Here is a 25241-nt window from a genome sequence, read left to right on the forward strand (position 1 = left end):
CCTTCCCTGCGCCCTCTGTTATCGGGGGCGACGAATTCAGCATAGCTCGGGCGGATCGAGTCGCGAGGATGAGACCGCACGATTTCAATCTGCTTTTCGGAGGCGGCGCTCGATGCGCCAACCTCCACTGTCGTCCCGGACAAGCGCGAAGCGCGCAGATCCGGGACCCATAACCACAGGGCTAAATTGTCGTGCTCGATACTGGCCGCCTGCCTGTTTCAGACATCACGCGGTATGGGTCCCCGCGTTCGCGGGGACGACACCGGTGGGGTCGCGCGTGATAGGCCCGCCCGACAGTGGTTATCCCGTGAGACCAGGCCCGAGGTCCTCTATCGTTGTGCGAGCGTTCGGCGTGTTTGAGATGCACCCCCTCTCAATCCCTGTTCCCCGGCGTCTGGATGAATCCCCGATTCCAAGTCGGGCTGATGAGGATCTCGTTGATGCACACGCGCGGCGGCATGTTCGCGACGAAAGCAATGGTGCGGCCGAGATCCTCCGGCTGCAGCATCCGCGCCTGCTCCTCCGCGCTCGGCACCACAGGGCGCTGCTCCAGGATCGGCGTCGCGACTTCGCCCGGCATCAGGCAGCACGCGCGCAAGCCATTCACACATTCTTCCATGTTGAAGGAGTGCGTCAGCGCCAGCACCGCGTGCTTGGTCGAGGTGTAGGCCGGCCCCGGCATCTTCGAGACGTGGCGCCCGGCCCAGGACGAGACGTTGATGATGGTGCCGTCCGCTTGCGCGCGCATCGCCGGCAGCACTGCCTTCATGCAATACAGCACGCCGTTGAGATTGATCTCGACGAGCTGGTTCCAGCCGTCGAGCGTCATGTCGTCCCAGCGCCGCCTCGGTACGTTCACGCCGGCGGAGTTCACGAGGAGATCGATGCGGCCGTGCCGCATCAGGATGGCATCGGCGGCGGCCTGCACGTCCGCCGCCTTGGCGACGTCGAGCACGACAGCCTCGGCTGTGCCGCCGCTCGCCGCGACTCGCGCCACCACGGAGTCGAGCGCCGCCTTGCGACGGCCCGACACCACGACCGTCCAGCCATCGGACGCCAGCGCCAGCGCGCCGGCCTCGCCGATTCCGGTGCCGCCGCCCGTGATCCACGCGATCCGTTTCCCTTTGGTCATATCTTGGCGTCTCCCGTTGCCTTTGAAAGGGCGTTTTTGCTAAGGCAGCCTCGATCAGAGACGGCAACCCTGGCGACATCGCCGGTGCCATCCGCCGTCCCAGCCCTTTTCGTCTTCGTCGAGCATCATGTTCCGCAGGCTGGCACTGCCGGCGGGCCACCGCTCCAGGGGAATGTCGCATGAACCAAGCCGCCAACGCCAATCTGTTCTCCCGCCTGTTCGACGGTCTCGACGATCCCAGCCGTCTCGCGATCGAGACCCATGACGGCCGGCGCATCACCTACGGCGATCTGATCGCGCGTGCGGGCCAGATGGCGAACGTGCTGGTGGCCCGTGGCGTCAAGCCCGGAGATCGCGTGGCGGCGCAGACCGAGAAGTCGGTGTCCGGCCTGGTGCTCTATCTCGCCACGGTCCGCGCCGGCGGCGTCTATCTGCCGCTCAACACCGCCTACACGCTCAACGAGCTCGACTATTTCATCGGCGACGCCGAGCCGACCGTGGTGGTCTGCGATCCTGCCAAGGCCGAGGGCATCGGTGCGCTCGCGGCCAAGGTCGGCGCCAAGGTGGAGACACTGGATGCCTCCGGCAGGGGCTCGCTGACCGAGGCCGCCGACAAGGCGGAGACCGCGTTCACCACCGTGCCGCGCGGTGCCGATGATCTGGCGGCGATCCTCTATACGTCGGGCACGACCGGCCGCTCGAAGGGCGCGATGCTGTCTCACGACAATCTCGCCTCGAACTCGCTGACCCTGATCGACTACTGGCGCTTCACCAAGGACGACGTGCTGATCCACGCGCTGCCGATCTATCACACCCACGGCCTGTTCGTGGCCAGCAACGTGACGCTGTTCGCGCGGGCCTCGATGATCTTCCTGCCCAAGCTCGATCCCGACCTGATCATCAATCTGATGGCGCGCGCCACCGTGCTGATGGGCGTGCCGACCTTCTACACGCGGCTGTTGCAGAACCCGCGGCTGTCGAAGGAGACGACCAGCCACATGCGACTCTTCATCTCCGGCTCGGCGCCGCTGCTGGCCGATACGCATCGCGAATGGTTCGCGCGCACCGGCCATGCCGTGCTCGAGCGCTACGGCATGACCGAGACCAACATGAACACGTCGAACCCGTATGAGGGCGAGCGCGTGCCCGGCGCGGTCGGCTTCCCGCTGCCCGGCGTGTCCGTGCGTGTCACCGATCCCGAGACGGGCAAGGAGCTCGCCCGCGATGACATCGGCATGATCGAGGTCAAGGGCCCGAACGTCTTCAAGGGCTATTGGCGGATGCCGGAGAAGACCAGGTCGGAATTCCGCGACGATGGTTTCTTCATCACCGGCGACCTCGGCAAGATCGACACCCAGGGCTACGTCCACATCGTCGGCCGCGGCAAGGACCTCGTGATCTCCGGCGGTTTCAACGTCTATCCGAAGGAGATCGAGAGCGAGATCGACGCGATGCCGGGCGTGGTGGAATCCGCCGTCATCGGCGTGCCGCATCCCGATTTCGGTGAAGGCGTCACTGCCGTCGTGGTGCGCCATCCCGGCGCCGACGTCACCGAGGCGGGCATATTGAAGAACCTCGACGGTCGACTGGCGAAATTCAAGATGCCCAAGCGCGTGTTCGTGGTCGACGAGCTGCCGCGCAATGCGATGAGCAAGGTGCAGAAGAACGTGCTGCGTGATCAGTACAAGGACATCTATACGAAGTGACGGCGGCCTAGCGCCGTCGTCCGATCGCGAGGCCGGCGAGCGCGGCCAGCGGCGGCGCGGCGCAGATCAGCACGAATTCGAGCACGGCGAGCGAGGCAATCTCATGCTGGATGGCCAGCGCGAGACAGGCGGCGAACAGGCCGGCGGCGGCGAAGCCGAGCACGCAGGTCAGGGGCTCCTCGACGGGCTCGTGCGACGACACCTTGCGCGCCGGCAGTTCCGCCGGGCGTTCAGTGGCTGTCGGTCGCACCGTCGGCAGCGGCATCGAGGCTCCCTGCACCGCGTCTGTTGCACCTCGTTGAGACTAGGCTGCTTCGCCGGGTGGCGACATGCGGCAAAATCGACCGGCGGAGGGCCATGTGCGCGGCGAGGAACGCGGGAGATCGAGGCGCTTTTGCTGCCGCGCGGGCCGGCGCCGAGACAGGTTGTTGCTCCGCGTATCGCTCCGGGCAGGTTTGCAGAATCATCAGATGGCGCTGGCTGTTGTCGCGAAACCGCTCGCTCAGGACCATCGTTAAGCGGTGAATCAGTGCTCGGCGATCGGCGCTATTCAGCTGTTCCGCCACGTTGGCAACGGCCGGGGAGAGGAGGTAGCAATGAATAGTGGTTCGCTGCATCCAGTCGCGACCGGTTTCTGGTATACCACGGCGGCGATTGATCCTTTTCCTTCGGGCCGCCTAGTACTGAATCCGCGTTCTATTTTGAGCGATTTGTTCGTTGCAACGCCTGTTCCTTCTCCGTAAATAAAGGCCGCCTTGCCGATCCACACGGCCGCAAGCCCCCCGCGTTCACGGCCCACAAGAAATCATCAAAGCAACCAATGACAGCCAGGATCGAACGACCGCTTTCGCCGCATCTGCAAACCTACCGCTGGACGCTGACGATGATCCTCTCGATCGTCCATCGCGCCACCGGGGTTGCACTATATTTCGGGACGCTGCTGCTGGCCTGGTGGTTGATCGCCGCCGCGTCTGGTCCCAGCGCCTACTCCTACGTCCAGGGCTTCATGGGCAGCTTCCTCGGCCGCCTGATCGTGTTCGGCTACACCTGGGCGCTGCTGCACCACCTGCTGTCCGGCATCCGCCACTTCGTCTGGGACCTCGGCTACGGCTTCAAGCCCAATGAGCGCGAGGCGCTGACCTGGGGTGCCCTGATCGGCGGCATCACCTTGACCGTCCTGGTGTGGATCGTGGCTTACGCGGTGGGAGGCGGCCGATGAGCAACGCACGCGCGAAATCGATGCGGACCCCGCTCGGCCGCGTCCGCAACCTCGGCGCAGCGCATTCCGGCACCGGCGACTTCTGGCGCCAGCGCATCACCGCCGTCGCCATGACCCTGCTGATCGTGCCGGTCGTCGTGGTCGTGATCATGCTGCTCGGCCGCAACCAGGCCGGCGCGGTCCAGATCCTGGGCTCGATTCCGATCGCCGTGATCATGCTGCTGTTCGTGATCGCGAGCTGCTGGCACATGAAGATCGGCATGCAGGTCGTGATCGAGGACTACGTCCACAGCGAGCCGCTCAAGCTCGTTGCGATCATGGCCAACAACTTCTTCGCGGTGACCGTGGCGCTCGCCTCGATCTACGCCCTCATCAAACTGTCCACTGGAGTCTAGCCCATGGCCGGCGGAGCAAATGGCAGCGCGAACGGCGCGCCCGCGACGAACGGAAAAGCCTATCCGATCGAGGACCACACCTACGACGTCGTCGTGGTCGGTGCCGGTGGCGCGGGCCTGCGCGCCGTCGTCGGCTGCAGCGAGGCGGGCCTGCGCACCGCCTGCATCACCAAGGTGTTTCCGACCCGCTCGCACACCGTGGCGGCGCAGGGCGGCATCTCGGCCTCGCTCGGCAACATGCACCAGGACGACTGGCGCTGGCACATGTACGACACCGTCAAGGGGTCGGATTGGCTCGGCGACCAGGACGCGATCGAATACATGGTGCGCAACGCGCCCGAGGCCGTCTATGAGCTCGAGCATTGGGGCGTGCCGTTCTCGCGCACCGAGGACGGCAAGATCTACCAGCGGCCGTTCGGCGGCATGACCCTGGACTACGGCAAGGGCCAGGCGCAGCGCACCTGCGCCGCCGCCGACCGCACCGGCCACGCGATGCTCCACACGATGTACGGCCAGTCGCTGCGGCACGCCGCGGAGTTCTTCATCGAGTTCTTCGCCATCGACCTGATCATGGACGACCAGGGCGTCTGCCGTGGCGTCATCGCGCTGAAGCTCGACGACGGCACGCTGCACCGCTTCCGCGCACAGACGACGATCCTGGCGACGGGCGGCTATGGACGCGCCTTTGCCTCCTGCACCTCGGCGCACACCTGCACCGGTGACGGTGGCGGCATGGCGCTGCGCGCCGGCCTGCCGCTGCAGGACATGGAGTTCGTGCAGTTCCACCCGACCGGCATCTACGGCTCCGGCTGTCTGGTCACCGAAGGCGCGCGCGGCGAAGGCGGCTATCTCGTCAACGCCGAGGGCGAACGCTTCATGGAGCGCTACGCGCCATCCGCCAAGGACCTCGCCTCGCGCGACGTCGTCTCCCGCGCGATGACCATCGAGATCCGCGAAGGCCGCGGCGTCGGCCGGAAGAAGGACCACATCTTCCTGCATCTCGACCATCTCGATCCGAAAGTGCTGGCCGAGCGTCTGCCCGGCATCTCCGAATCGGCCAAGATCTTCGCCAATGTCGACGTCACCCGCGAGCCGATCCCGATCGTGCCGACGGTGCACTACAACATGGGCGGCATCCCGACCAACTATCACGCCGAGGTGCTGACCAAGAAGGACGGCGACGACAACGCGATCGTCCCCGGCCTGATGGCGGTGGGCGAGGCCGCCTGCGTCTCCGTGCACGGCGCCAACCGGCTCGGCTCGAACTCCCTGATCGACCTCGTGGTGTTCGGCCGCGCGGCGGCGCTGCGACTGGCGGAGAAGCTGACGCCGAACGGCAAGCAGCCGGACCTGCCGAAGGACTCCGCCGACAAGGCGCTCGGCCGGCTCGACCATTATCGCCATGCCTCCGGCGGCACGCCGACCGCGAAGCTGCGCGAGAGCATGCAGAACGTGATGCAGACCAACTGCGCCGTGTTCCGCACCGGCGAGGTGCTGCAGGAAGGCCATAACCTGATCCACAAGGTGTATGGCGGCATCGGTGACATCGCGGTGTCCGACCGCTCGCTGGTGTGGAATTCCGACCTGATCGAGACGCTCGAGTTCGACAATCTGATCGCGCAGGCGGTCGTGACGATGGACTCGGCCGTCAATCGCACCGAGAGCCGCGGCGCCCATGCGCGCGAGGATTTTCCGGATCGCGACGACACGAACTGGATGAAGCACACGCTGGCGTGGATCGACAGCAAGGACGGCAAGACGACGATCGATTACCGCCCGGTGCACAACTACACCATGACCAACGACGTGCAGTACATTCCGCCGAAGGCGCGCGTGTACTGATCGCGTGTGACCTGAGCCCGACCGTCAAACCCAAGAAGGCCTTCCGAAATGGCTGAGTTCGCACTTCCAAAGAATTCTCAGATCACCGGTGGCAAGACCTGGCCCAAGCCGGCCGGTGCCACCGAGGTTCGCGAGTTCAAGGTCTATCGCTGGAATCCGGACGACGGCAAGAATCCGAGCGTCGACACCTACTACGTCGACGTCAACGATTGCGGCCCGATGGTGCTCGACGGCCTCATCTGGATCAAGAACCACATCGATCCGTCGCTGACCTTCCGCCGCTCCTGCCGCGAGGGCGTGTGCGGCTCCTGCGCGATGAACATCGACGGCCAGAACACCCTGGCCTGCACCCGCTCGATGCACGACGTGAAGGACGGCGCGGTCAAGATCAATCCGCTGCCGCATCAGCCCGTCGTGAAGGACCTGGTGCCCGACCTCACCAATTTCTACGCGCAATACGCCTCGATCGAGCCCTGGCTGAAGACGACCTCGCCGACGCCGCAGAAGGAATGGCGGCAGAGCCACGAGGATCGCGAGAAGCTCGACGGCCTTTACGAGTGCATCCTGTGCGCCTGCTGCTCGACCTCGTGCCCGAGCTACTGGTGGAACAGCGAGCGTTATCTCGGACCCGCCGCGCTGCTGCAGGCGACGCGCTGGGTCAAGGACAGCCGCGACGAAGCCACCGGCGAGCGGCTCGACAATCTCGAGGACCCGTTCCGGCTGTACCGCTGCCACACCATCATGAACTGCGCCAAGGCCTGCCCGAAGGGGCTGAACCCCGCCGAGGCGATCGCGGAACTCAAGTTCAAGCTGGTCGAGCGGCAGATCTAGCCGGGCGGACAGCTTTACCGATCATGCGCCCGGAACCGGCACAAGTTCCGGGCGCAGCGAGTTTGTAGCCGCCGTCGATTGCGTTAAGCTCGTGGCCCTTTGAGGCCGGAGCGACCGTGCAGACCGCACAACGCAAATCGCTGACGATGCTGCGCTGGATGATGGTCGCGTCACTTGCGCTTCCTGTCGCTCTGTTCGTGATCGCGGCCTACGTCTCCCACGGCACGACATATGAGGAGGCCGATCGCGAGATCAGCCGCTCGCTCGAAATCGTCCACGAGCACGCGCTGAAGGTGTTCGAGACCATCGAGCGCAGCCTCTCGGAGATCGACGAGGTCGTCCGCGACCTGTCGGATGCCGACATCAAGGCGCGCGAGCAGGCGCTGCACGCCCGGTTGCGACAATTGTCGGACGCGCTGCCGCAGATGAAGTCCGCCTGGGTGTTCGACGCCAACGGCCGGCCGCTGGTCAACAGCATGATCTATCCGGCGCCGGACATGACGTTCCTCGACCGCGACTACTTCAGCGCCCACGTCAAGGACAGCATCGGCACCTTCATCGGCGCGCGGTTGACGCCGCGGCCGCCCTATCAGGGCGCGCCGTTCTTCACCATCAGCCGCCGCCGCCAGAGCGACGACGGCAGCTTCACCGGCATCATCCAGGCCTCGGTGCTTCCGGATTATTTCGAGCACTTCTATGCCCGGATCGGCCGGGCACCCGGCAGCTACTTCGCGCTGCGCCGCTTCGATGGTCTCATCCTGGCGCGCTTCCCGGGCGGCGGGAGAGGCGCGGCTGCAGGGCCCAGCGACATTCCCGCCGGGGCCGCAGATGCGGAGCAGCTCGTCACCGAGATATCGCCGGTCGATGGCGTCGAGCGTCTCGTCGGGTATCAGCGGCTCGGCGGCTATCCGGTCTACGTCTCGGCGGGGCTGGCGACGTCGACCATCCGCAACCGCTGGCTCGGCACGATCGGCCGGCACCTCATCTTCGGCATCCCGGCCACCGCGCTGCTCGTCGTCTTCCTGACCCTTGCCCAGCGGCGGACCGAGCGCCTGCATGTCGAGGCCGCCCGCCGCCTCGAGGCCGAGGATGCGCTCAAGCACGGCCAGCGCATGGAGGCGCTGGGACAACTGACCGGCGGCGTCGCGCACGACTTCAACAATCTGCTGACCGTGATCCGGGCCTCGGCCGACCTGTTGCGCCGGCCGGATCTGGCTGACGAACGGCGGCAGCGCTATATCGACGCGATCTCGGATACGGTGGCGCGCGCATCGAAGCTCACGGCGCAGCTCCTCGCGTTCGCCCGGCGCCAGACGCTGAAGCCCGAGGTCTTCGACATCGGCCGCAGCGTCGTCGCCCTGCGCGACATGACCAAGACCCTGGTCGGGTCACGCGTCGAGGTCGTGATCTCCGTTCCCGACGAGCCGTGCTACGTCAATTCCGACGCTGGCCAGTTCGAGACGGCGCTGATCAACCTGGCCGTCAATGCCCGCGACGCAATGGCCGGCCAGGGACGTCTCAGCATCACCGTCGCCCCCGCAGCGGCGCTGCCGACTCCGGCGGCGCCGCATGACCGTCCGCCGCTGGGCTATGTCGCCATCAACGTCCAGGACACCGGCGTCGGCATCCCGTCGGAGCATTTCGGACGCATCTTCGAGCCGTTCTTCACGACCAAGACCATCGGCCAGGGCACCGGCCTCGGCCTCTCGCAGGTGTTCGGCTTCGCCAAGCAGTCCGGCGGCGAAATCGGGGTCACGAGCGAGAAGGGCCGCGGCGCGACGTTCACGCTCTATCTGCCGCGCGTCGCTCCAGCCCAGGTACAGCGCGGCGAGGACGGCAGCCATGCCGAGCCGATCGGCGGTCGAGGCATGTCGGTGCTGGTGGTCGAGGACAACATCGACGTCGGCAGGTCGGCGACCGAAGCGCTGGCCGAGCTCGGCTATCGGACCACGCTGGTCGACAACGCCCGGGACGCGCTGGAGGAGCTGATCGGCGGCACCAGCCGATTCGACGTCGTCTTCACCGATGTCGTGATGCCCGGCATGACCGGGCTGGAGCTAGCCGAGGAAATCAGGCGGCTCGAGCTCAACGTGCCGGTCGTGCTCGCGAGCGGCTACAGCCATGTGCTGGCGCAGCAGGGCACGCATGGCTTCGAGCTATTGCGCAAGCCCTATTCGATCGAGGAATTGTCGCGCGTGCTGCATCAGGTCGTCCCCGTGCCGGTGTACCGCGCTCCGCCCATGGCGCCCAACACGCAGGTGCCCTGAAACCACTGGGCCTGCGCGGGAACCCGGACGGGAACCTTCTACTTGCCTTGCTGTTATCGCGGCATGGGACAGGTTCAGGACATCGCGCGGCCGGCGACACCGGCGCCCGAGAAGGCGCCGATCATCGAGATCGCCGCCGAGAATGGCGCTGAGGTCGAGCCGCCGCCGCCAGAGCTCGTGGAGCCTGATCCGGAGCTGTCGCCCGAAGAGGCCGAGCAACTGCGCAAACGCTATCTGCTGACCCGGTTCTGGATCAGCGCCCGCGGCTATTGGGGCCAGAGCGGCGATCGCCTGGCGTGGGCGTTCACGATCGGGCTGCTGGTCCTGATCGTTGCGACTGTCGGATTCCAGTACGGCATCAACGTCTGGAATCGGTCGATCTTCGATGCGATCGAGAAACGCGATTCGGCGACCGTCTTTCACCTCACCGCGATCTTCTTCCCGCTCGCGATCGGCAGCGTCATCCTCGGCGTCGCCCAGGTCTATGCGAGGATGGCGATCCAGCGGCGTTGGCGGGCGTGGCTGACCAACAGCGTCATCACCCGCTGGTTGACCAGCGGGCGTTACTATCAGCTCAATCTCGTCAGCGGCGACCACAAGAATCCGGAATACCGGATCGCCGAGGACCTGCGCGTCGCAACCGATTCGCCGGTCGACTTCATCGCCGGCGTGACCTCTGCGCTGCTGTCGGCCGCGACGTTCATCGTTGTGCTCTGGACCATCGGCGGCGCGCTGACGTTGCATCTCGGCGCGACCGAGATCACTATTCCGGGCTTTCTGGTCATTGCCGCGATCGTATACGCCGCCATCGCCTCGGGCTCGATCATGACGATCGGCCGCCGCTTCGTGCAGGTGTCCGAGGACAAGAACCAGGCCGAGGCCGATTTCCGCTATACTCTGACCCGCGTCCGCGAAAACGGCGAGAGCATCGCCCTGCTCGGCGGCGAGACCGAAGAGCGCGCCGGCATCGACCGAACGTTCGGCAACGTGCTGCAGCAATGGGCGCGGCTCGCCGGCCAGCACATGCGCACCACGCTGGTGTCGCAGGGCTCGAGCCTCATCGCTCCGGTCGTGCCGCTGCTGTTGTGCGCGCCGAAATTTCTCGACGGTAGCATGACGCTCGGGCAGGTGATGCAGGCCGCGAGCGCGTTCACGATCGTGCAGACTGCGTTCGGCTGGCTGGTCGACAATTATCCGCGTCTCGCGGATTGGAACGCCTGTGCCCGCCGCATCGCCTCGCTGATGATGTCGCTCGACGCGCTGGAGCGTGCAGAGCGGGGCGACGGCATTGGCCGCATCAAGCGCGGCGAGACCGCCGGCGAAGCGATGCTCAGTCTGAATGATCTGCAGGTGACGCTCGACGACGGCACCGCCGTGGTCGGCGAAACCGAGGTCGTCGTCGATCCCGGCGAGCGCCTCCTGGTCGCCGGCGAATCCGGCACCGGCAAGAGCACGCTGGTGCGCGCCGTTGCCGGGCTGTGGCCGTGGGGCGGCGGCAGCATCAACTTCCATCCCGACCGGCGGCTGTTCATGCTGCCGCAGCGCCCCTACGTGCCCTCGGGCAGCCTGCGCCGGGCCGTCGCCTATCCCGGCGCCGCCGAGGACTGGAGCGTGGCGCAGGTCGGCGAAGCCCTGCACAAGGTCGGGCTCGATCATCTCAAGGACAAGATCGAGGAGGAGGCGCCGTGGGACCAGACGCTCTCGGGCGGCGAGAAGCAGCGCCTCGCCTTCGCGCGCCTGCTGCTGCACAGTCCCGACATCGTCGTGCTCGATGAGGCGACGTCCGCGCTCGACGAGAAGAGCCAGGACAAGATGATGGAGATGGTGACGAGCGAGCTGCCGAAGGCGACCATCGTGAGCGTGGCGCACCGGGTGGAACTGGAGGCCTTCCACAGCCGCAAGATCGTGCTCGAGCGGCGCAAGGGCGGCGCCAAGCTCGTCAGCGACATCGACCTCATTCCGCGCAAGGGGAAGCGTCGCCTCATCGGACGTTTCCTGCGCCAGCGCAAGGCAGCCTGAGCGCCTCGCGCCCCTGCCGCAGCGCTGTCCCGGTGACGACACAATGCGGACACGCCGCCTGCATTGGAGATCGTAGCGAAACCGGCTATCACACGTCGCCTTCAGCCCAGGACGCGACCTTGACGCCCGACAACGATCCTTCTCCGCCTCCCTTTGGTGCCTTCGCTCCCAACGCCGCCCAGGCGCTGGTGATCCGGCTGGCGCACGGCTCCGGGCTCAAGCGCGGCGCGTTCCGGCCGATGTTGACGCGCGTCGTCAATGTGCTCGGGGCGGGCCCCGTTGACGTCGGCTATCAGGGCGCCAGTTTCCGCTTCTACCATCAGCTCAGTGCGACCGAGCGCGGCGCGCTGTTCAATCCCGACTACAATCGCGAGGAGCTGGATTTCCTGCGCAGCCACGTTCCGCAGGGCGGCGTGGTGGTGGATATCGGCGCCAATGTCGGAACGTTCGCCTTGCCGCTGGCCCGTCACGTCGGGCCCGACGGCCTCGTGATCGCGGTGGAGCCGCATCCGGTCACGCATGCGCGGCTGAGCTTCAACCGTGCTGCGTCCCAGCTGTCCCAGGTCAGGCTGGTGGCAGCGGCCGCAGGCGACAGCGACGGCGAGGTGATGATCGAGACGGACGGTGACAATCTCGGCGCCAGCCATATCGTGATCGGCGAGGCCGGAGCGGAGGCATTCAAGGTCCCATCGTTGCGGCTGCAGACCATCCTCGAACAGGCCGGAGCGACCAAGGTCGACGCGCTGAAGATCGACGTGGAAGGTTTCGAGGACCGCGTGCTGACCTGCTTCTTCCGTGACGCGCCTGCCGCCTTGTGGCCGCGGGCGGTGGTCATCGAACATCTGTCGCGCGACGAATGGCAGAACGACTGCCTCGCCGACATGCTCGGCCGCGGTTACCGCGAGAGCGGCCGCACCCGCAGCAACACGCTGCTGCTGCGCGGCTGAACCGCGCATCCGTCCGCTTTCCCTGCTACGTCCGGAACGCGGCGCCCCACGCTGCGTTGTCGGCCCTGACATCAAGGGAGCCGGCCATGAGCAATGACGACGCGCGCGATCAGGATCGCGTTTGGGACCTGATGAAGAAGATCGGATTTGCGATGCTGGTCACCCGCGACGGTGACAGGCTGCGAGCACGGCCGATGAGCGCCTATCTCGCGCGCGACGAGAACATGATCTATTTCCTCACCGACGCGCGGCGTCACAAGGACGAGGAGATCGCGCGGTCGCCGCAGATCAATCTGTCGTTTGCGGACGCCGGAGCCCAGAAATACGTCTCGCTGACGGGCACGGCAGCCGTCTCCAACGATCGCGGCAAGATCCGGGAGCTCTTCTCGACGCCGGCCAAGGCCTGGTGGGACAGCGCCGAGGATCCGAACATCCGCCTGTTGAAGATCACGCCTGATGACGCCGAGTTCTGGGATTCGCCCGGCACGGTCGTGAGCTACGTAAAGATGGCGGCGGCCGCGGTGACCGGCACGCGTCCCGACCTCGGCGACAACCGCAAGGTCGCGATGTGATGCCGATCGAACCGCCAGAGATTCCGCCGGCGACGCCGGGCCATCCGGTTGAACCGCCGCAGGAAGACCCGGTCGGCAATCCGCAGCCCGACATTCCGCCGCCGGTGTACGAGCCTGATGCGCCGGCGCCGCCGCGCGAGCTGCCAGGGCCGACGCCGGACGAAATCCCCGGCCGAGGGCCGCTCGGTCCCACCACGCCGAATCCGGCCACGGATTGACCGCGATTGGACGGTCATGATGATCGCCTGCCGAGGGCTTGGCCGCGAGCCGGTCCGCATCTCTGCGGTTACGCCAAGCCCTTGAAAATCAAGGCTGAATGAAACCTGAATGGCGGCCCTGCGGTGGTGGCTTCGCGTCGAAATAAATCCGCCTGCGGATTTGAACTGCGCCACAATCCGGCCTAACCCATACTCGTTGATCTCTCCGTGCTTGAAAAAGATCGTTCCGGGAAAACAAGACACATGAGCAAACTTCGCGTCCTGCTGCTGGCGACGACTGCGCTGTCGGCGATGCAACTGATGAGCTCCGGCTCCCACGCGCAGAGCGCGCCGATGATCATGGCGCAAGGTCCAGGCGGCCCCGGCGGCGAGGTCGGCCCGGACGGTCGGCCCAAGCAGCCGCCGCATGGTCAACCGCCAGGCCCGCCTCAGCGGCCGGCTGGCCCGCCGCCGGCCGCTGCACCGCCCCACCAGGCACCGCCTGCGCCGCCGCCCGCGGCGGCTCCGCCGCGTCCTGCTCCCCCACCGCCTCCCCCGGCTGCGGCACCGCGTCCCGCGCCGCCACCTCCCCCGCCGCCACCCCGTGCGGAGCCACCGCGCCCCGCGCCCCCGCCGCCGGCGGCTCCCCCGCGTCCGACACCGCCGCCGCCCCCGCCCCCGGTCGCAGCGCCTCCGGCGCATCCGCCGGCCCCGCCGCCCGTGGTGCGCGAGCCTCCGCGTCCAGCAACTCCGCCCGCTCCGCCGCCGCCCGCGGCGGCACCATCGCGGCCAACGCCGCCTGCGCCGCCCGTGGTTGCTCCGCCCCCGCCGCCGAGTGCTGCGCCGAATCAGCGGCCAGGAACCCCGCCGCCTCCGGCTGGCGCAACACCGCCCCATTCGCCGCCACCCGCCGCGGGCCCGTCGCCGCAACCCTCGGCCGCGCCTACTCCACCGTCCGGTGGACCAGGAGGCCGTCCGGGCGCCGGCGGCCCGCCGCCCGGTTCCCCGCAAGGCGGACCCCCGCCGCGCGGGGCTCCGATCCCGCCCGCCGGCACCGTCGCGCCTGCTCCGGGAACTCCGCCGGCGCCACCCGCGCCTCCGGCCGCCCAGACGCCAACACAGCAAGGCACGCCGCCCGTCGCTGGCAGCCCGCCCGGCGGACGTCCGGGAACGGCCCCGGGTGCCCCGGGGGCGGCGCCCCCGGCGGCAGGTCCCGGTGCTGCTGGACCCGGACCGGGACCCGCCGGCGCGCCGCAGGCCGGGCCGGGCGCCGTGCCGCCTGCCGGTCCCCCGGCCATGTCCAATCGGCCGCCGCCGCAGGTCGCAGCGCCACTTCCGGCGCCGCCCCCGCCGACGCCCCAGCAGCTCACGCCGATCGCACCGGGCGCTCCGATGCCCGGGCCGCAGCGGCTGGAAGACTTCCGCGGCCAGCGCCGCGAGGTCCAGGAGGGGGGCCGCACGGTGATCTACGAGCCGGGCCGCGTCATCGTCCGCGATCCGAGCGGACAGGCCTTCGTGCGTCACGACGAGCTCGAGCGCTTCCGCTACGGCGCCCGTGACATCCGCGTGCAGCAGGAGCGGGGCGAGACGCGCACCGTGGTGATCCGTCCCGACGGCAGCCAGATCGTCACGATCACGGCGCCCGATGGACGGCTGCTGCGCCGCATCCGTCGCGACGTCGGCGGCCGCGAGATCATCATCATCGACAACACCTTCCGCGATCCTCAGGCGGTCGGCGGCTTCTATGTCGACCTGCCGCCGCCGGAGATCCGCATCCCCTACAACCGCTACATCGTCGACGCCGAGGAGGCGCCGCCGGATGTCATCTACGACACGCTGATGGCCCCGCCTGTCGAGCGCGTGCAGCGCCGCTACTCGCTCGACGAGGTCCGCTACTCGCCGTCGGTGCGCCAGCTGATGCCGTCGATCGATCTCAACACGATCACGTTCGATACCGGATCGTGGGAGATCGGACCGGAGCAGGCGGCGAAGCTGCAGGTCATCGCCGACGGCCTCAACCAGGCGATCCAGCGCAATCCGCGCGAGGTCTACCTGATCGAGGGCCACACCGACGCGGTCGGCAACGAGACCGACAATCTGTCGCTGTCGGATCGCCGCGCCGAGTCGGTGGCGACGCTGCTGACGCAGCAGTTCGGCGTGCCGGCCGAGAACCTGACCTCGCAGGGCTATGGCGAGCAGTACCTGAAGGAGCAGACGCAGGGGCCGAGCCGCATCAACCGGCGCGTCACGGTCCGCCGCATCACGCCGCTGCTGAATGGCGGCCAGGCCGCGCTGCCGCCGCCGCCTCCGGGCGTCGCGCCGCCGCGCTGAGGCGCTGCGACTCAGTAAAGAAAATGGCCGGGAGCAATCCCGGCCATTTTTCGTTGGAGGCAATCTGTCGCGGCCAACTCGATGTCTTCCCGCGAACGCGGGGACCCATACTCCCAGGATCCAGTTTTGCGATGGTTGGAGCTACAGCCAGCTCTCACCACGTCAGCCGGTGGTTATGGCTCCTGCGTTCGCAGGGACGACGCCGGTGGAGACGGCGCCGTATCTTGTTTGAGACGTCGCTCAACCCTTGTCGTGGCCGAGCTGGAAGATCTCCGCGCCGTCCGAACCCGACAGCAGCCCGGTGTCCGAATAGAGCTTCAGCTTGGAGCGGGTGTCGGTGATGTCGAGATTGCGCATCGTCAGCTGGCCGATGCGGTCGGCCGGCGTGAAGGCGGCGTCCTCGACCTTCTCCATGCTCAGCCGCTCCGGCTGGTAGGTCAGGTTGGGGCTCTCGGTGTTGAGGATCGAGTAGTCGTTGCCGCGGCGCAGCTCCAGCGTCACCTCGCCGGTGACGGCGCGCGCCACCCAGCGCTGCGCCGTCTCGCGCAGCATCAAAGCCTGCGAATCGAACCACCGGCCCTGGTAGAGCAGGCGTCCCAGGCGCATGCCGCTGATGCGGTACTGTTCGATCGTATCCTCGTTGTGGATGCCGGTGACGAGCCGCTCATAGGCGATGTGCAGCAGCGCCATGCCCGGCGCCTCGTAGATGCCGCGGCTCTTAGCCTCGATGATGCGGTTCTCGATCTGGTCGCTCATCCCGAGACCATGGCGACCGCCGATCGCGTTCGCCTCCAGGAACAGCGCCACGGCGTCGCCGAAAGTCTGGCCGTTCAGCGCGACCGGCTGGCCCTCCTCAAAGCGGACGACGACGGTTTCCGGCTTGACCACACAGTCCTCGCGCCAGAACGGCACGCCCATGATCGGGTTGACGATGCGGATGCCGCTGTCGAGGCTCTCGAGATCTTTGGCCTCGTGGGTGGCGCCGAGCAGGTTGCTGTCGGTCGAGTACGCCTTCTCGGCGCTCATCTTGTAGTTGAAGCCGTTGGCGGTCAGGAACGCCGACATCTCGGCGCGGCCGCCGAGCTCGTCGATGAACTGCTGGTCGAGCCAGGGCTTGTAGATCTTGAGGTTTGGATTGGTCAGCAGGCCGTAGCGATAGAACCGCTCGATGTCGTTGCCCTTGTAGGTCGACCCGTCGCCCCAGATGTTGACGCCGTCCTCCTTCATCGCGGCGACCAGCATGGTGCCGGTGACGGCGCGGCCGAGCGGGGTGGTGTTGAAATAGGTGATGCCGCCGGTCGAGATGTGGAAGGCGCCGGACTGGATCGCGGCGATGCCCTCATGCACCAGCTGGGTGCGGCAATCGACCAAGCGCGCCTTCTCGGCGCCGAAGCTCAGCGCCTTGCGCGGGATCTCGTCATAGTCGGACTCGTCGGGCTGGCCGAGATTGGCGGTGTAGGCGAAGCAGCGCGCGCCCTTCTGCTTCATCCAGAGCAGCGCGGCGCTGGTGTCGAGGCCGCCGGAAAAGGCGATGCCGACTTTCTCGCCCTTGGGCAGGCTTTTCAGGATCGTGGTCATGGGGAGTCCAACCGGTGTTGATGGCCGTATCGTTCAGAAATTCGGGCGCGGATAGCAGATTTCGCCCCGATCGGCACGCGATTAATCGGCTTCCGGCCGCGCTCAGGCCGCGGGGCTGGTGCCGGGCTGGCGGCGGCCGAACAGCCGGCGCATCAGCCGGAAGCCCGGCCAGGCGAAGCGGGTCAGGGCGGCGTCGATGCCGGCGTCGGTGAGCCGGGTGGACGGCCAGCGGTAGATGTAGCCGTGCAGCAGCCAGATCACGATGAAGGTGACGAGGCCGGCCGCGGCGATGTCGGTGAAGAAATGTCCGCCGAACGCCATCCGGAGCACCGAGGTGGCGATGCCGAACAGGACGGCGGCGCCGTAGGCGACGGGCCGGATGGCGGGCGGCGTCAGCGCGGCCGGCGCCAGGGTCCAGAACGCGGTCGCGCCCTCGCCGGAGAAGAACGAGCAGTTGCGGCCGCAGCCGCCGCGCGGATCCCACCACGGCACGAACTGCATGTCGCCGCCGAACTCGGTCACGACGACCGGGCGCGGCCGGCCCCAATAGGATTTGAAGGTGAAGTTGGTGAGCACGCCGGCCGACAGCGACAAGGTCAGCAGCAGGAACGCCATGGTGCGGCCCTTCACCAGCAGCGGCCGGTCGGGACGGATGAGCTTCACCACCAGCGCAACGATGGACGGCAGCGCGATGCCCCAGGCAACCCACATCGCGGCATCGCGCGCGAACGCGGCATAGCCGTCGAGCTTCACGGGGAAGCTGCGTGTGTGGGAATCGTAGAACAGCGCGGCCAGCTTGAGGTCGAGTTCGGGATAGACGCCGAACAGCACGCCGATGACAAGCGCGAGCGACAATGCGATGAAGAGTCCAGTGCGGTTCATGGCGCGCGGTTTAGCGAAAGCGGATGGCGATGGAAAGGCCGGCGGCTCACCGTGGCGATCCCGACGGTAATGGCGGCGGTGGCGGCAGGCGCGGCGACGGCTCGCGCCAGCGGCCAGCGTTGCGGCCGGCGATCAGCCAATAGACCAAGCCGCCGACGATGCCGGCGCCGGTCAGGATCTCGAGATGGCGACGCACGATGCCTTCGAAGTGGAAGGTCTCGGGATCGAACGGCACCAGGCCGAGATAGCAGGCGGCACCCACAACGCCGCCGCCGATCGCATAGGCGAGCACGCTGCGGATCGAGAACGCCTCGGTGATCAGCGCGATCAGCAGCGCCGGGATCAGCGCGAACCCCGACACGAAGATGAAGCCGAAGCCGATGATGACCTCGAACGCGCCCTGATCGATCGGGCCGTTGCCGAGGTCGGAGAACTCCGGGAACAGAATCGCGGTCACGACGATCAGCCCCGCGAGGAAGCAGGCGGCGAAAAAGGCGAACGCGATCACGACGAGACGGCCGATCAGCGCCATGACGTGAAACCCATGTTGGACAATCAAGGCCCTGCTTTCTCCACTCGTCATGGCCGGGCTTGACCCGGCCATCCATCTCCTAGTCGAGATGGTCATCGTAGCAGATGGATGCCCGGGTCAAGCCCGGGCATGACGAGGTTGCTCAGAGTCGTCAGCGATTGGACAATCAATCCGTCATTGCCATCGCACGCAGCGCCTGACGCTCCCGTGCGGACAACTTCTCCGTCTCCGACTTCAACTGGCCGCAGGCGGCGAGGATGTCGCGGCCGCGCGGCGTGCGCACCGGGGACGAATAGCCGGCGTTGAAGACGTATTCGGAGAACTTCTCGATCTGCTCCCAATCCGAGCATTCATATGCCGAGCCGGGCCAGGGATTGAACGGAATCAGGTTGATCTTGGCCGGGATTCCTTTCAGCAGCTTCACCAGCAGCCGGGCGTCATCGAGCGAATCGTTGACGCCCTTGAGCATCACATATTCGAAGGTGATGCGGCGCGCGTTGGAGGCGCCGGGATAGTCGCGGCAGGCCTGCAGCAGCTCGGCAATCGGATATTTGCGATTGAGCGGCACCAGCTCGTTGCGCAGCTCGTCGCGCACGGCGTGCAGCGAGATCGCCAGCATCACGCCGATCTCCTCGCCGGCGCGCTTGATGTTCGGCACCACGCCCGAGGTCGACAGCGTGATGCGGCGGCGGGAGATGCCGATGCCCTCGTTGTCCGAGACGATCAGCAGCGCGTCGCGCACCGCGTCGAAATTGTACAGCGGCTCGCCCATCCCCATCATGACGATGTTGGTGATGAGCCGGTTGCCGAGCGGGGTCTCGCGGTCGGCCCAGTCGTTCAACCGGTCGCGCGCCACCATGACCTGGCCCACGATCTCGCCCGCGGTGAGGTTGCGCACCAGCCGCTGCGTGCCGGTGTGGCAGAACGAACAGTTCAGCGTGCAGCCGACCTGCGACGAGACGCACAAGGTGCCGCGATCGGTCTCGGGGATGTAGACGCACTCGACCTCGTGGGCCTTCTGCAGATTGTCGCCGCTCGGCAGCCGCAGCAGCCATTTGCGGGTGCCGTCGTTGGAGATCTGCTCGGCCACGACCTCGGGACGGTCGACGGTGAAATGCTCGGCCAGCGCCGTGCGTGTGTCCTTCGACACCGACGTCATCTCGTCGAACGAGTTGGCGCCGCGGAAATAGATCCAGTGCCACAACTGCTGCACCCGCATCTTCTGCTGGCGCTCGGGTACTCCGACCTCGCCCAGTCTCGCGGCCAGCTCCGCGCGCGACAGGCCGATCAGCGAGGGCTTCGCCGGCGGGACGTAGGTTTCGAGCGGAGTCTTTTCGAGGGGCGCAGATGAGTCGCGCAGCCCGGCAGTCGTTGCCATGTCGAGGAGCCCAAAGTGCTGCCCGGCCGCGGCGGCCGAAGGCGTTCAGCGGGTTTATATAACGATCCGGCCGGCAAATGCGACCCGCCTGACGAGCGGTACCGGCGGCCGCCGTCTACCGGCGGCAATCCTGCGCGATGCGGTCGAGCGCCTGGGCGAGCCCCTTCAGCGAGAACACGTCGGTGGTCTCCGTGCCCTTGGCCGAAACGCCCTTGACCACCGCCTCGGGCGCCTTGCGCATGGCCTCGACCATCCGCTCTTCCTCGGCGGCGTTCTTGATCCAGAGCCCGTCACCCTGGGTATACATGGCATAGGAGGCACCGCCGACCTCCACCGCGGCGTCGGATCCGGGCTTCAGCGCATAGCCGATCATGATCGAAACCTCGTTGAAGACCTTCTCGGAGGGCCGGGTCGACACGAAGGCATAGGCGGGATCGCGCGGACGGTTGGGCGGATTGGTCTTGGAGGTTGTCGGCTTGGCCAGCGCGAAGCAGACCTTCTTGCCGCCGGGCATCGCGGTGTAGGCGCCCCAGCCGCCGAACTGTCCGATCAGCGTCGGTTCCGCGCCGCCGATGCTGGGAACGGCCGGCTTCGATTCCGATTTCGGTGCGGCCTTCGGATGCGGAGCTGCGGCCTTTGGCGCGGCGCTCTGTGCCACGACGAGGCTCGGAGTTCCGAACAGCAGCACGCCGCCGACCAGCGTTGTCAACAATCGCCCGAACAACATGATACGTTGAGTTCCCCCGCGACTTCGTTCCACCAATATTGTGACTGGAAAATGGCCCGGAATCGCTGACCGTGGTCGCGATGGATAGCGGCTAAATGCACCGCTTGCAAAGGCCGCAGAGCCGGATTGTCCGGCGCTTCGCGTCCTCGGGCCGGCGCCGCGCCCATGCCGCGGCCCGATGATGATTGTGGCGCGGCGGCAAATCCGGCATGACGTTCCCAAAGCCGGACCTCGATCCGGTGGCAACGACCAAGGAGCGCCCATGAAAGCCATTCTCTGCTCGCAATTCTGTCAGCCCGACGATCTCGTCCTCACCGAGGTGCCAGATCCGGTGGCCGGTCCCGGCGAGGCCGTGATTGCGATCAAGGCGGCGGCGCTGAACTTCTTCGACATCCTGATGATCCAGGGTAAGTACCAGATCAAGCCGCCGTTCCCGTTCTCGCCGGGCGCAGAGGTCGCAGGTGTCATCGAGAGCGTTGGCGATGGCGTCACCGACCTGAAGGTCGGCGACCGTGTCGTCGCCTCCTGCGGCCACAACGGCGCGCGCGAAAAGATCGCGCTGCCGGCCGCGTCGATCGTCAAGATTCCGGACAATCTCGATTTCGATCGCGCCGCCGGCATCATCATCATCTACGGCACCGCGCTGCATGCGCTGGAGGATCGTGCCAGTCCGAAGCCGGGCGAGACGCTGGCCGTGCTTGGTGCCGCCGGCGGCACCGGCCTTGCCGCTTGCGAGCTGGGCAAGCTGATGGGGCTGAAGGTCATCGCCTGTGCCTCTTCGGACGAGAAGCTCGAATTCGCCAGGCAGCACGGCGCGACGCTGACGTTGAACTACGCCAAGGAGGATCTCAAGGAGGGGCTGCGGCGGCTCACCGACGGCAAGGGCGCCGACATCATCTTCGATCCCGTCGGTGGCACCTACGCCGAGGCCGCGCTGCGCTCGATCGCTTGGGAGGGCCGGTTCCTGGTGATCGGCTTCGCCGCCGGCGACATCCCGAAGATGCCGCTGAACCTCGCGCTGCTGAAGGGCTGTGATATCCGCGGCGTGTTCTGGGGCGCCTGGACCCGACTCAACCCCGCCAAGAACCGCGCGAACCTCGAAAAGCTCGTGCAGTGGACCGCGGAGGGCAAGCTGTCGTCGCATGTCGACCGCACATTCCCGCTGGCGCAGACCGCCGATGCCTTGAAGGTGCTGGCCGGCCGCCAGGCGATGGGCAAGGTGATCCTGCACCCCTGAGGACGTCGCGCAATGAAGGCCCCCGGGGTTGCTGTATTCCCCCCGGGGTGGCCTCGCCCTGATCCGCGCAACCAAACCGGGCAGAGCCCTGTCTGTTCTGCGGACGCAAGGCTCGATCCGAGCCGGCCCGAGGTTGCTGTGACATCCGCGCGATGCGCGGCGGTCGCAAATTTGTTCGGCGGGCTGCCGCGCCGGCGTCACGGATTCGCAACCGGAAGCAGAAAATCCGAAAACGAGCGTTTCTTGGTTAACGCAACCGCGCCACATTATGGCATGGTTAATTGTAGGGCTTTGCCGTTGTTATCTCGACGTTTCTGGATTTGGTGCCGTGCGATGTCGCACGTGCGTCGCCACAATCAGATCAAAATATTTCCAGAATCATGCCGGCTCTCGTCCACTTTTAGTCGGATTCAATTAGTCAATTAGTTGTCGGCAGTGGGGTGCCTCTGGCAATCGTGACGTGTCTCGAGCTTCTGACGGGCTTGGGACCAAAAGTATGTTGCGTGAAGTTGAGATGGGGATGAAGGCCATGGCTGAGCGGACGACGCGCGGACGTTTCAACAACAGAACTCCTTCGGAGCCTGATTTCAGGCCTTTCCCCGACGAACTCCCTCAGGAGCGCCCACCGAACTATCGTTTCGGCCGGTCGACCCAGGACAATTATCCAAACGACGAATCGATGCCGATGTTCCTCTCCGAATATGAGAGCGGCAATCAGATCGACAGCACGCATTTCGAGGACCAGTGGCCGGCGCGGACCCGCCGCGTCTCGGTCTCGTCCCGGATTCTTCTCGCCGTGGTGGCTGCGGCCGGCGTCGCGGTGCTCTTCGCGCTTGTCACCTCGGATGCGACGCGCGACTTGATCGCCAGTGCCAAGGCTTCCATCATCGGCGCCACGCCGGATCCGACGGCCCCGCCGCAGGCCACCAACACGCAGCTCACCGCGCGCGACATGCAGCTGAACGAGCCGGCGCGACTGCCGCCCGAGCCGCCGGCTGCCGCTGCGGCGCCGGTGCAGACGGCAGCCGTCGCCCCGACGCGGGACGACATCGCCAACGCCTACCAGACAGCGCTGCAGAATCGCAGCGTGACGCAGCCTGCGCCGGTTGCAGCGCCGCCGAGCTTCGCCACGGCACCGGCCGCGCCGGCCCCGAGCGCGATGGAGCCGTCCTCGATCAATTCGCCCGGCGCGGGATCGGCAATCGTCGCACCCGGCCTCGGCGCCGTGACCGCCGCTCCGCCGCCCGCGCAGGTCCGCCGGCTCGATCCCGACGAACTCGCTGGCATCATGAAACGCGCCAAGAGTCTGCTGGCCGCGGGTGACATCCCGCCGGCGCGACTGCTGCTGGAGCGCGCCGCCGAGGCGCAAGAACCGGCCGCGGCGCTGATGCTGGCGCAGACCTACGATCCCCACGTGCTGGGAACGAAGGACATCCGCAATATCAATGCCGATCCGGCTGCGGCTCGCAACTGGTACCGCCGCGCCGCCCAACTCGGCTCGTCAGAGGCGCAGCGCAGGCTCGATCAGCTGCAGAACTGAACGCTCGTGACGGCAGCGATGCCGCCCCGTTTCATTTTTTTGTTTCACGCATGATTTTCGGGTCCGTTCAGGGGCGACGCCAGCCGAGACTTGGCGCTGCCCGCGTCCGGCTCGCAACCATGTGCCAGCCTTACATCAAGGGGGACAGATGCGACGTCTTGTTGGAGCGGCCCTAGCCGCAATGATGATAGCGTGCGGTTTTGCTGCCCACGCCGAGGAAGGCGAGTTCGACCCGGCCAAGGTGAGCGACAGCCTCAAGGCGATCTTCCAGTTCGGCTCGGTGCAGACCAAGCAGGCGCTGAACGCCAACACGGTGACGCTCATCACCGGCACGATCGGCGGCACCTATGTGCAGTTCGGCGCCGACCTGGCCTCGCTGCTCGACGACGGCAACAATCTGCGCGTCCTGCCGATCGTCGGCCGCGGCTCGGTGCAGAGCGTGGCCGACATTCTGTTCCTGCAGGGCGTCGATCTCGGCATCGTCCGCGCCGATACGCTCGACTATCTCGAGCGCAAGGGTTTCGCCAAGGACATCAAGCGGCAGTTCACCTACGTCACCAAGCTCTACAATGAAGAGATGCAGGTGATCGCGCCGCGCGCGGTGCGCAACCTGCGTGACCTCGAGGGCCGCCGCGTCAGCGTCGACCTGCCGAATGGCGGCACCTTCGTCACGGCGCTGACGGTGTTCGAGCGGCTTGGCCTGCGCGCCAACTTCGCCTACATCGAGCAGCGCATCGCGATGGAGAAGCTGAAGCGCGGCGAGCTCGATGCCGTCATCGTAGTCGGCGGCAAGCCCTACAAGTCGGTCTCGACCTTCGTGAACGACGGCCGCTTCCATCTCGTCAACGTCGATTACGATCGACCGCTGCAGACCGACTATCTGCCCGCGACCCTGACGGCGAAGGACTACCCGAACCTGATCGCCGAGGGCGAGAAGGTCGACACGATCGCGGTGCCGGCCGTGCTCGCCGCCTACAATTGGGCGCCGAACACCGACCGCTATCGCAAGCTCGCAACCTTCGTCGACGCCTTCTTCACCAAATTCCCGGCATTCCAGAATCCGCCGTTCCATCCGAAGTGGAAGGAGGTTTCGCTGTCGGCCCCGCTCGCCGGCTGGCAGCGGCTGCCGTCCGCCAGCAAATGGCTGGAGAGCCATGCCATGGAAGGCGCGCAACGCGACCGCTTCGACGACTTCCTGAAGCAGAGCAGCGCCGGCAGGGCGATGCCCAGCCAGGCCGACCGCGAGGCGCTGTTCAAGCAGTACCAGGCCTGGGAGGCCGAGAAGACCGGCAGCGCCCGCGCCCAGGCGCGCGGCCAGCGCTGAGCTCGGAGCGTTCGACGACGTCCCATCAAGAGAAAAGCCCCGCGGATGCGGGGCTTTTTGCTTTTGCGCCCTTCCGAGGCGCTGACTGCGGGCGCCCGGCTTGCCCGGCCGGAGCCGTCGTCAGCCGATCGTCTCGTCGTCCTTCGCGACGTCAGCGTTCTTGTCTGCCGCCAGCCGCGCGAGTACGGCGCGGGCGGCGGCATGATGGTCGGGCGTGATGTTCGAGGCGACCATGCGGATGGCGGTGGCGAGCACCGCCGCGTCGTCGGTGAAGCCGAGGATGGGCAGCACGTCAGGCATGAAGTCGAACGGCACGACGAAGTAGGCGATGGCGCCGAGCAGGGCGACCTGTACGTGCCGGGGTGTCTCCTTGTCGAAGGCGCAGTAATACGCCGCAAGCAGCTCCTCGGCGAATGGCAACCGCGCGACAACCTTCTTGAACTTGATCCAGAAACGACGGCGAAGGGTCTCGCGATCCCGGGCCAGCCGCTCCGCGGGCTCGAAGCCAACGCTGTAGTCGGTCGCATCCGACATGATGTCCGATCTCCGGTTCCAGACGGCGCCGGGGGCGCGGTCCTCGCCCTC

At 66.8% G+C, this 25241-nt stretch carries 22 protein-coding genes; 14 read left to right on the top strand and 8 right to left on the bottom strand.

Annotation, left to right across the window (positions count from 1 at the left end; genetic code table 11):
* Nucleotides 1-373: 373 nt before the first annotated feature.
* Nucleotides 374-1132, bottom strand: coding sequence for an SDR family oxidoreductase (locus ACQR2C_RS16230; RefSeq protein WP_315800856.1), 759 nt, complete (start codon nucleotides 1130-1132; stop codon nucleotides 374-376).
* Between the two features lie 179 nt (nucleotides 1133-1311).
* Between ACQR2C_RS16230 and ACQR2C_RS16235 the strand changes: the two genes are divergently transcribed.
* A complete protein-coding gene (locus ACQR2C_RS16235; protein ID WP_434881609.1) occupies nucleotides 1312-2838 on the top strand; it encodes a malonate--CoA ligase in 1527 nt (508 codons plus the stop codon).
* A 7-nt stretch (nucleotides 2839-2845) separates the two neighbouring features.
* On the opposite strand, the gene ACQR2C_RS16240 is transcribed toward ACQR2C_RS16235, so the two are convergent.
* Entirely contained in the window at nucleotides 2846-3103 is a 258-nt protein-coding gene (locus ACQR2C_RS16240) for a hypothetical protein (protein ID WP_315800854.1), read from the bottom strand.
* 555 nt (nucleotides 3104-3658) lie between these two features.
* Here ACQR2C_RS16240 and sdhC point away from each other — a divergent pair.
* The 10 genes from sdhC (at nucleotide 3659) to ACQR2C_RS16290 (ending at nucleotide 15458) form a co-directional block, all read left to right on the top strand.
* Nucleotides 3659-4057, top strand: a complete 399-nt coding sequence (sdhC, locus tag ACQR2C_RS16245) for a succinate dehydrogenase, cytochrome b556 subunit (RefSeq protein WP_315800853.1) — start codon at nucleotides 3659-3661, stop codon at nucleotides 4055-4057.
* Between the two features lie 20 nt (nucleotides 4058-4077).
* Entirely contained in the window at nucleotides 4078-4452 is a 375-nt protein-coding gene (sdhD, locus tag ACQR2C_RS16250; protein WP_315800930.1) for a succinate dehydrogenase, hydrophobic membrane anchor protein, read from the top strand.
* A 3-nt stretch (nucleotides 4453-4455) separates the two neighbouring features.
* Complete coding sequence (gene sdhA / locus ACQR2C_RS16255) at nucleotides 4456-6294, top strand: succinate dehydrogenase flavoprotein subunit (RefSeq protein WP_315800852.1); 1839 nt, start codon at nucleotides 4456-4458, stop codon at nucleotides 6292-6294.
* A 48-nt stretch (nucleotides 6295-6342) separates the two neighbouring features.
* Nucleotides 6343-7125 (top strand): succinate dehydrogenase iron-sulfur subunit, encoded by a 783-nt coding sequence (locus ACQR2C_RS16260; protein ID WP_315800851.1) that lies wholly within the window; start codon nucleotides 6343-6345, stop codon nucleotides 7123-7125.
* 116 nt (nucleotides 7126-7241) lie between these two features.
* A complete protein-coding gene (locus ACQR2C_RS16265) occupies nucleotides 7242-9392 on the top strand; it encodes an ATP-binding protein (protein ID WP_434881610.1) in 2151 nt (716 codons plus the stop codon).
* A 63-nt stretch (nucleotides 9393-9455) separates the two neighbouring features.
* Nucleotides 9456-11411: an ABC transporter ATP-binding protein/permease gene (locus tag ACQR2C_RS16270; RefSeq protein WP_434881611.1), complete on the top strand. Its 1956-nt coding sequence runs from the start codon at nucleotides 9456-9458 to the stop codon at nucleotides 11409-11411.
* 119 nt (nucleotides 11412-11530) lie between these two features.
* Nucleotides 11531-12358 carry an FkbM family methyltransferase gene (locus ACQR2C_RS16275; RefSeq protein WP_434881612.1) on the top strand — a complete coding sequence of 276 codons (828 nt, stop codon included), beginning with the start codon at nucleotides 11531-11533 and terminating at the stop codon, nucleotides 12356-12358.
* A gap of 86 nt (nucleotides 12359-12444) precedes the next feature.
* The gene (locus ACQR2C_RS16280; RefSeq protein ID WP_315800847.1) at nucleotides 12445-12930 is read left to right on the top strand and encodes a pyridoxamine 5'-phosphate oxidase family protein; all 486 of its coding nucleotides are present in this window, start codon (nucleotides 12445-12447) and stop codon (nucleotides 12928-12930) included.
* Complete coding sequence (locus tag ACQR2C_RS16285) at nucleotides 12930-13148, top strand: hypothetical protein (protein ID WP_315800846.1); 219 nt, start codon at nucleotides 12930-12932, stop codon at nucleotides 13146-13148. The genes ACQR2C_RS16280 and ACQR2C_RS16285 overlap by 1 nt, the downstream gene beginning before the upstream one ends.
* Before the next feature lie 243 nt (nucleotides 13149-13391).
* On the top strand, nucleotides 13392-15458 hold the full coding sequence (locus ACQR2C_RS16290; RefSeq protein WP_434881613.1) for an OmpA family protein: 2067 nt from the start codon (nucleotides 13392-13394) through the stop codon (nucleotides 15456-15458).
* Between the two features lie 240 nt (nucleotides 15459-15698).
* Here the strand turns inward: ACQR2C_RS16290 and argG are convergent, their stop codons facing one another.
* From argG to ACQR2C_RS16315, 5 genes are all read right to left on the bottom strand, one after another.
* Nucleotides 15699-17036: an argininosuccinate synthase gene (gene argG, locus ACQR2C_RS16295; protein WP_316238588.1), complete on the bottom strand. Its 1338-nt coding sequence runs from the start codon at nucleotides 17034-17036 to the stop codon at nucleotides 15699-15701.
* A gap of 102 nt (nucleotides 17037-17138) precedes the next feature.
* The gene (locus ACQR2C_RS16300; RefSeq protein WP_316180173.1) at nucleotides 17139-17918 is read right to left on the bottom strand and encodes a phosphatase PAP2 family protein; all 780 of its coding nucleotides are present in this window, start codon (nucleotides 17916-17918) and stop codon (nucleotides 17139-17141) included.
* Nucleotides 17919-17964: 46 nt separating this feature from the next.
* Nucleotides 17965-18450: a hypothetical protein gene (locus ACQR2C_RS16305; protein WP_434881690.1), complete on the bottom strand. Its 486-nt coding sequence runs from the start codon at nucleotides 18448-18450 to the stop codon at nucleotides 17965-17967.
* A 166-nt stretch (nucleotides 18451-18616) separates the two neighbouring features.
* Nucleotides 18617-19828 carry a 23S rRNA (adenine(2503)-C(2))-methyltransferase RlmN gene (gene rlmN / locus ACQR2C_RS16310; protein WP_434881614.1) on the bottom strand — a complete coding sequence of 404 codons (1212 nt, stop codon included), beginning with the start codon at nucleotides 19826-19828 and terminating at the stop codon, nucleotides 18617-18619.
* A 115-nt stretch (nucleotides 19829-19943) separates the two neighbouring features.
* Nucleotides 19944-20555, bottom strand: a complete 612-nt coding sequence (locus tag ACQR2C_RS16315; RefSeq protein ID WP_434846084.1) for an invasion associated locus B family protein — start codon at nucleotides 20553-20555, stop codon at nucleotides 19944-19946.
* 262 nt (nucleotides 20556-20817) lie between these two features.
* On the opposite strand from ACQR2C_RS16315, the gene ACQR2C_RS16320 reads away from it, so the two are divergent.
* The 3 genes from ACQR2C_RS16320 (at nucleotide 20818) to ACQR2C_RS16330 (ending at nucleotide 24656) form a co-directional block, all read left to right on the top strand.
* Nucleotides 20818-21792: an NADPH:quinone oxidoreductase family protein gene (locus ACQR2C_RS16320; RefSeq protein WP_315800839.1), complete on the top strand. Its 975-nt coding sequence runs from the start codon at nucleotides 20818-20820 to the stop codon at nucleotides 21790-21792.
* Between the two features lie 529 nt (nucleotides 21793-22321).
* On the top strand, nucleotides 22322-23332 hold the full coding sequence (locus ACQR2C_RS16325) for a hypothetical protein (RefSeq protein ID WP_434881615.1): 1011 nt from the start codon (nucleotides 22322-22324) through the stop codon (nucleotides 23330-23332).
* 148 nt (nucleotides 23333-23480) lie between these two features.
* A complete protein-coding gene (locus tag ACQR2C_RS16330) occupies nucleotides 23481-24656 on the top strand; it encodes a TAXI family TRAP transporter solute-binding subunit (RefSeq protein ID WP_315800837.1) in 1176 nt (391 codons plus the stop codon).
* 120 nt (nucleotides 24657-24776) lie between these two features.
* Here the strand turns inward: ACQR2C_RS16330 and ACQR2C_RS16335 are convergent, their stop codons facing one another.
* Nucleotides 24777-25190 (bottom strand): YkvA family protein, encoded by a 414-nt coding sequence (locus tag ACQR2C_RS16335; RefSeq protein ID WP_434881616.1) that lies wholly within the window; start codon nucleotides 25188-25190, stop codon nucleotides 24777-24779.
* Nucleotides 25191-25241: the final 51 nt, after the last annotated feature.

The sequence above is a fragment of the Bradyrhizobium sp. HKCCYLRH3061 genome (assembly GCF_051168015.1).
GTDB lineage: Bacteria > Pseudomonadota > Alphaproteobacteria > Rhizobiales > Xanthobacteraceae > Bradyrhizobium.

Bases quoted from the DNA above. Each gene is read 5' to 3' on its own strand.
- ACQR2C_RS16305 (WP_434881690.1), bottom strand. From the start codon at position 18,450: ATGGCGCTGATCGGCCGTCTCGTCGTGATCGCGTTCGCCTTTTTCGCC.
- ACQR2C_RS16300 (WP_316180173.1), bottom strand. From the start codon at position 17,918: ATGAACCGCACTGGACTCTTCATCGCATTGTCGCTCGCGCTTGTCATC.
- ACQR2C_RS16325 (WP_434881615.1), top strand. From the start codon at position 22,322: ATGGCTGAGCGGACGACGCGCGGACGTTTCAACAACAGAACTCCTTCG.
- ACQR2C_RS16290 (WP_434881613.1), top strand. From the start codon at position 13,392: ATGAGCAAACTTCGCGTCCTGCTGCTGGCGACGACTGCGCTGTCGGCG.
- sdhD (WP_315800930.1), top strand. From the start codon at position 4,078: ATGCGGACCCCGCTCGGCCGCGTCCGCAACCTCGGCGCAGCGCATTCC.
- ACQR2C_RS16315 (WP_434846084.1), bottom strand. From the start codon at position 20,555: ATGTTGTTCGGGCGATTGTTGACAACGCTGGTCGGCGGCGTGCTGCTG.
- ACQR2C_RS16260 (WP_315800851.1), top strand. From the start codon at position 6,343: ATGGCTGAGTTCGCACTTCCAAAGAATTCTCAGATCACCGGTGGCAAG.
- ACQR2C_RS16335 (WP_434881616.1), bottom strand. From the start codon at position 25,190: ATGTCGGATGCGACCGACTACAGCGTTGGCTTCGAGCCCGCGGAGCGG.
- ACQR2C_RS16330 (WP_315800837.1), top strand. From the start codon at position 23,481: ATGCGACGTCTTGTTGGAGCGGCCCTAGCCGCAATGATGATAGCGTGC.
- ACQR2C_RS16285 (WP_315800846.1), top strand. From the start codon at position 12,930: ATGCCGATCGAACCGCCAGAGATTCCGCCGGCGACGCCGGGCCATCCG.
- rlmN (WP_434881614.1), bottom strand. From the start codon at position 19,828: ATGGCAACGACTGCCGGGCTGCGCGACTCATCTGCGCCCCTCGAAAAG.
- ACQR2C_RS16230 (WP_315800856.1), bottom strand. From the start codon at position 1,132: ATGACCAAAGGGAAACGGATCGCGTGGATCACGGGCGGCGGCACCGGA.
- ACQR2C_RS16320 (WP_315800839.1), top strand. From the start codon at position 20,818: ATGAAAGCCATTCTCTGCTCGCAATTCTGTCAGCCCGACGATCTCGTC.
- ACQR2C_RS16270 (WP_434881611.1), top strand. From the start codon at position 9,456: ATGGGACAGGTTCAGGACATCGCGCGGCCGGCGACACCGGCGCCCGAG.
- ACQR2C_RS16235 (WP_434881609.1), top strand. From the start codon at position 1,312: ATGAACCAAGCCGCCAACGCCAATCTGTTCTCCCGCCTGTTCGACGGT.
- ACQR2C_RS16240 (WP_315800854.1), bottom strand. From the start codon at position 3,103: ATGCCGCTGCCGACGGTGCGACCGACAGCCACTGAACGCCCGGCGGAA.
- sdhA (WP_315800852.1), top strand. From the start codon at position 4,456: ATGGCCGGCGGAGCAAATGGCAGCGCGAACGGCGCGCCCGCGACGAAC.
- argG (WP_316238588.1), bottom strand. From the start codon at position 17,036: ATGACCACGATCCTGAAAAGCCTGCCCAAGGGCGAGAAAGTCGGCATC.
- ACQR2C_RS16280 (WP_315800847.1), top strand. From the start codon at position 12,445: ATGAGCAATGACGACGCGCGCGATCAGGATCGCGTTTGGGACCTGATG.
- sdhC (WP_315800853.1), top strand. From the start codon at position 3,659: ATGACAGCCAGGATCGAACGACCGCTTTCGCCGCATCTGCAAACCTAC.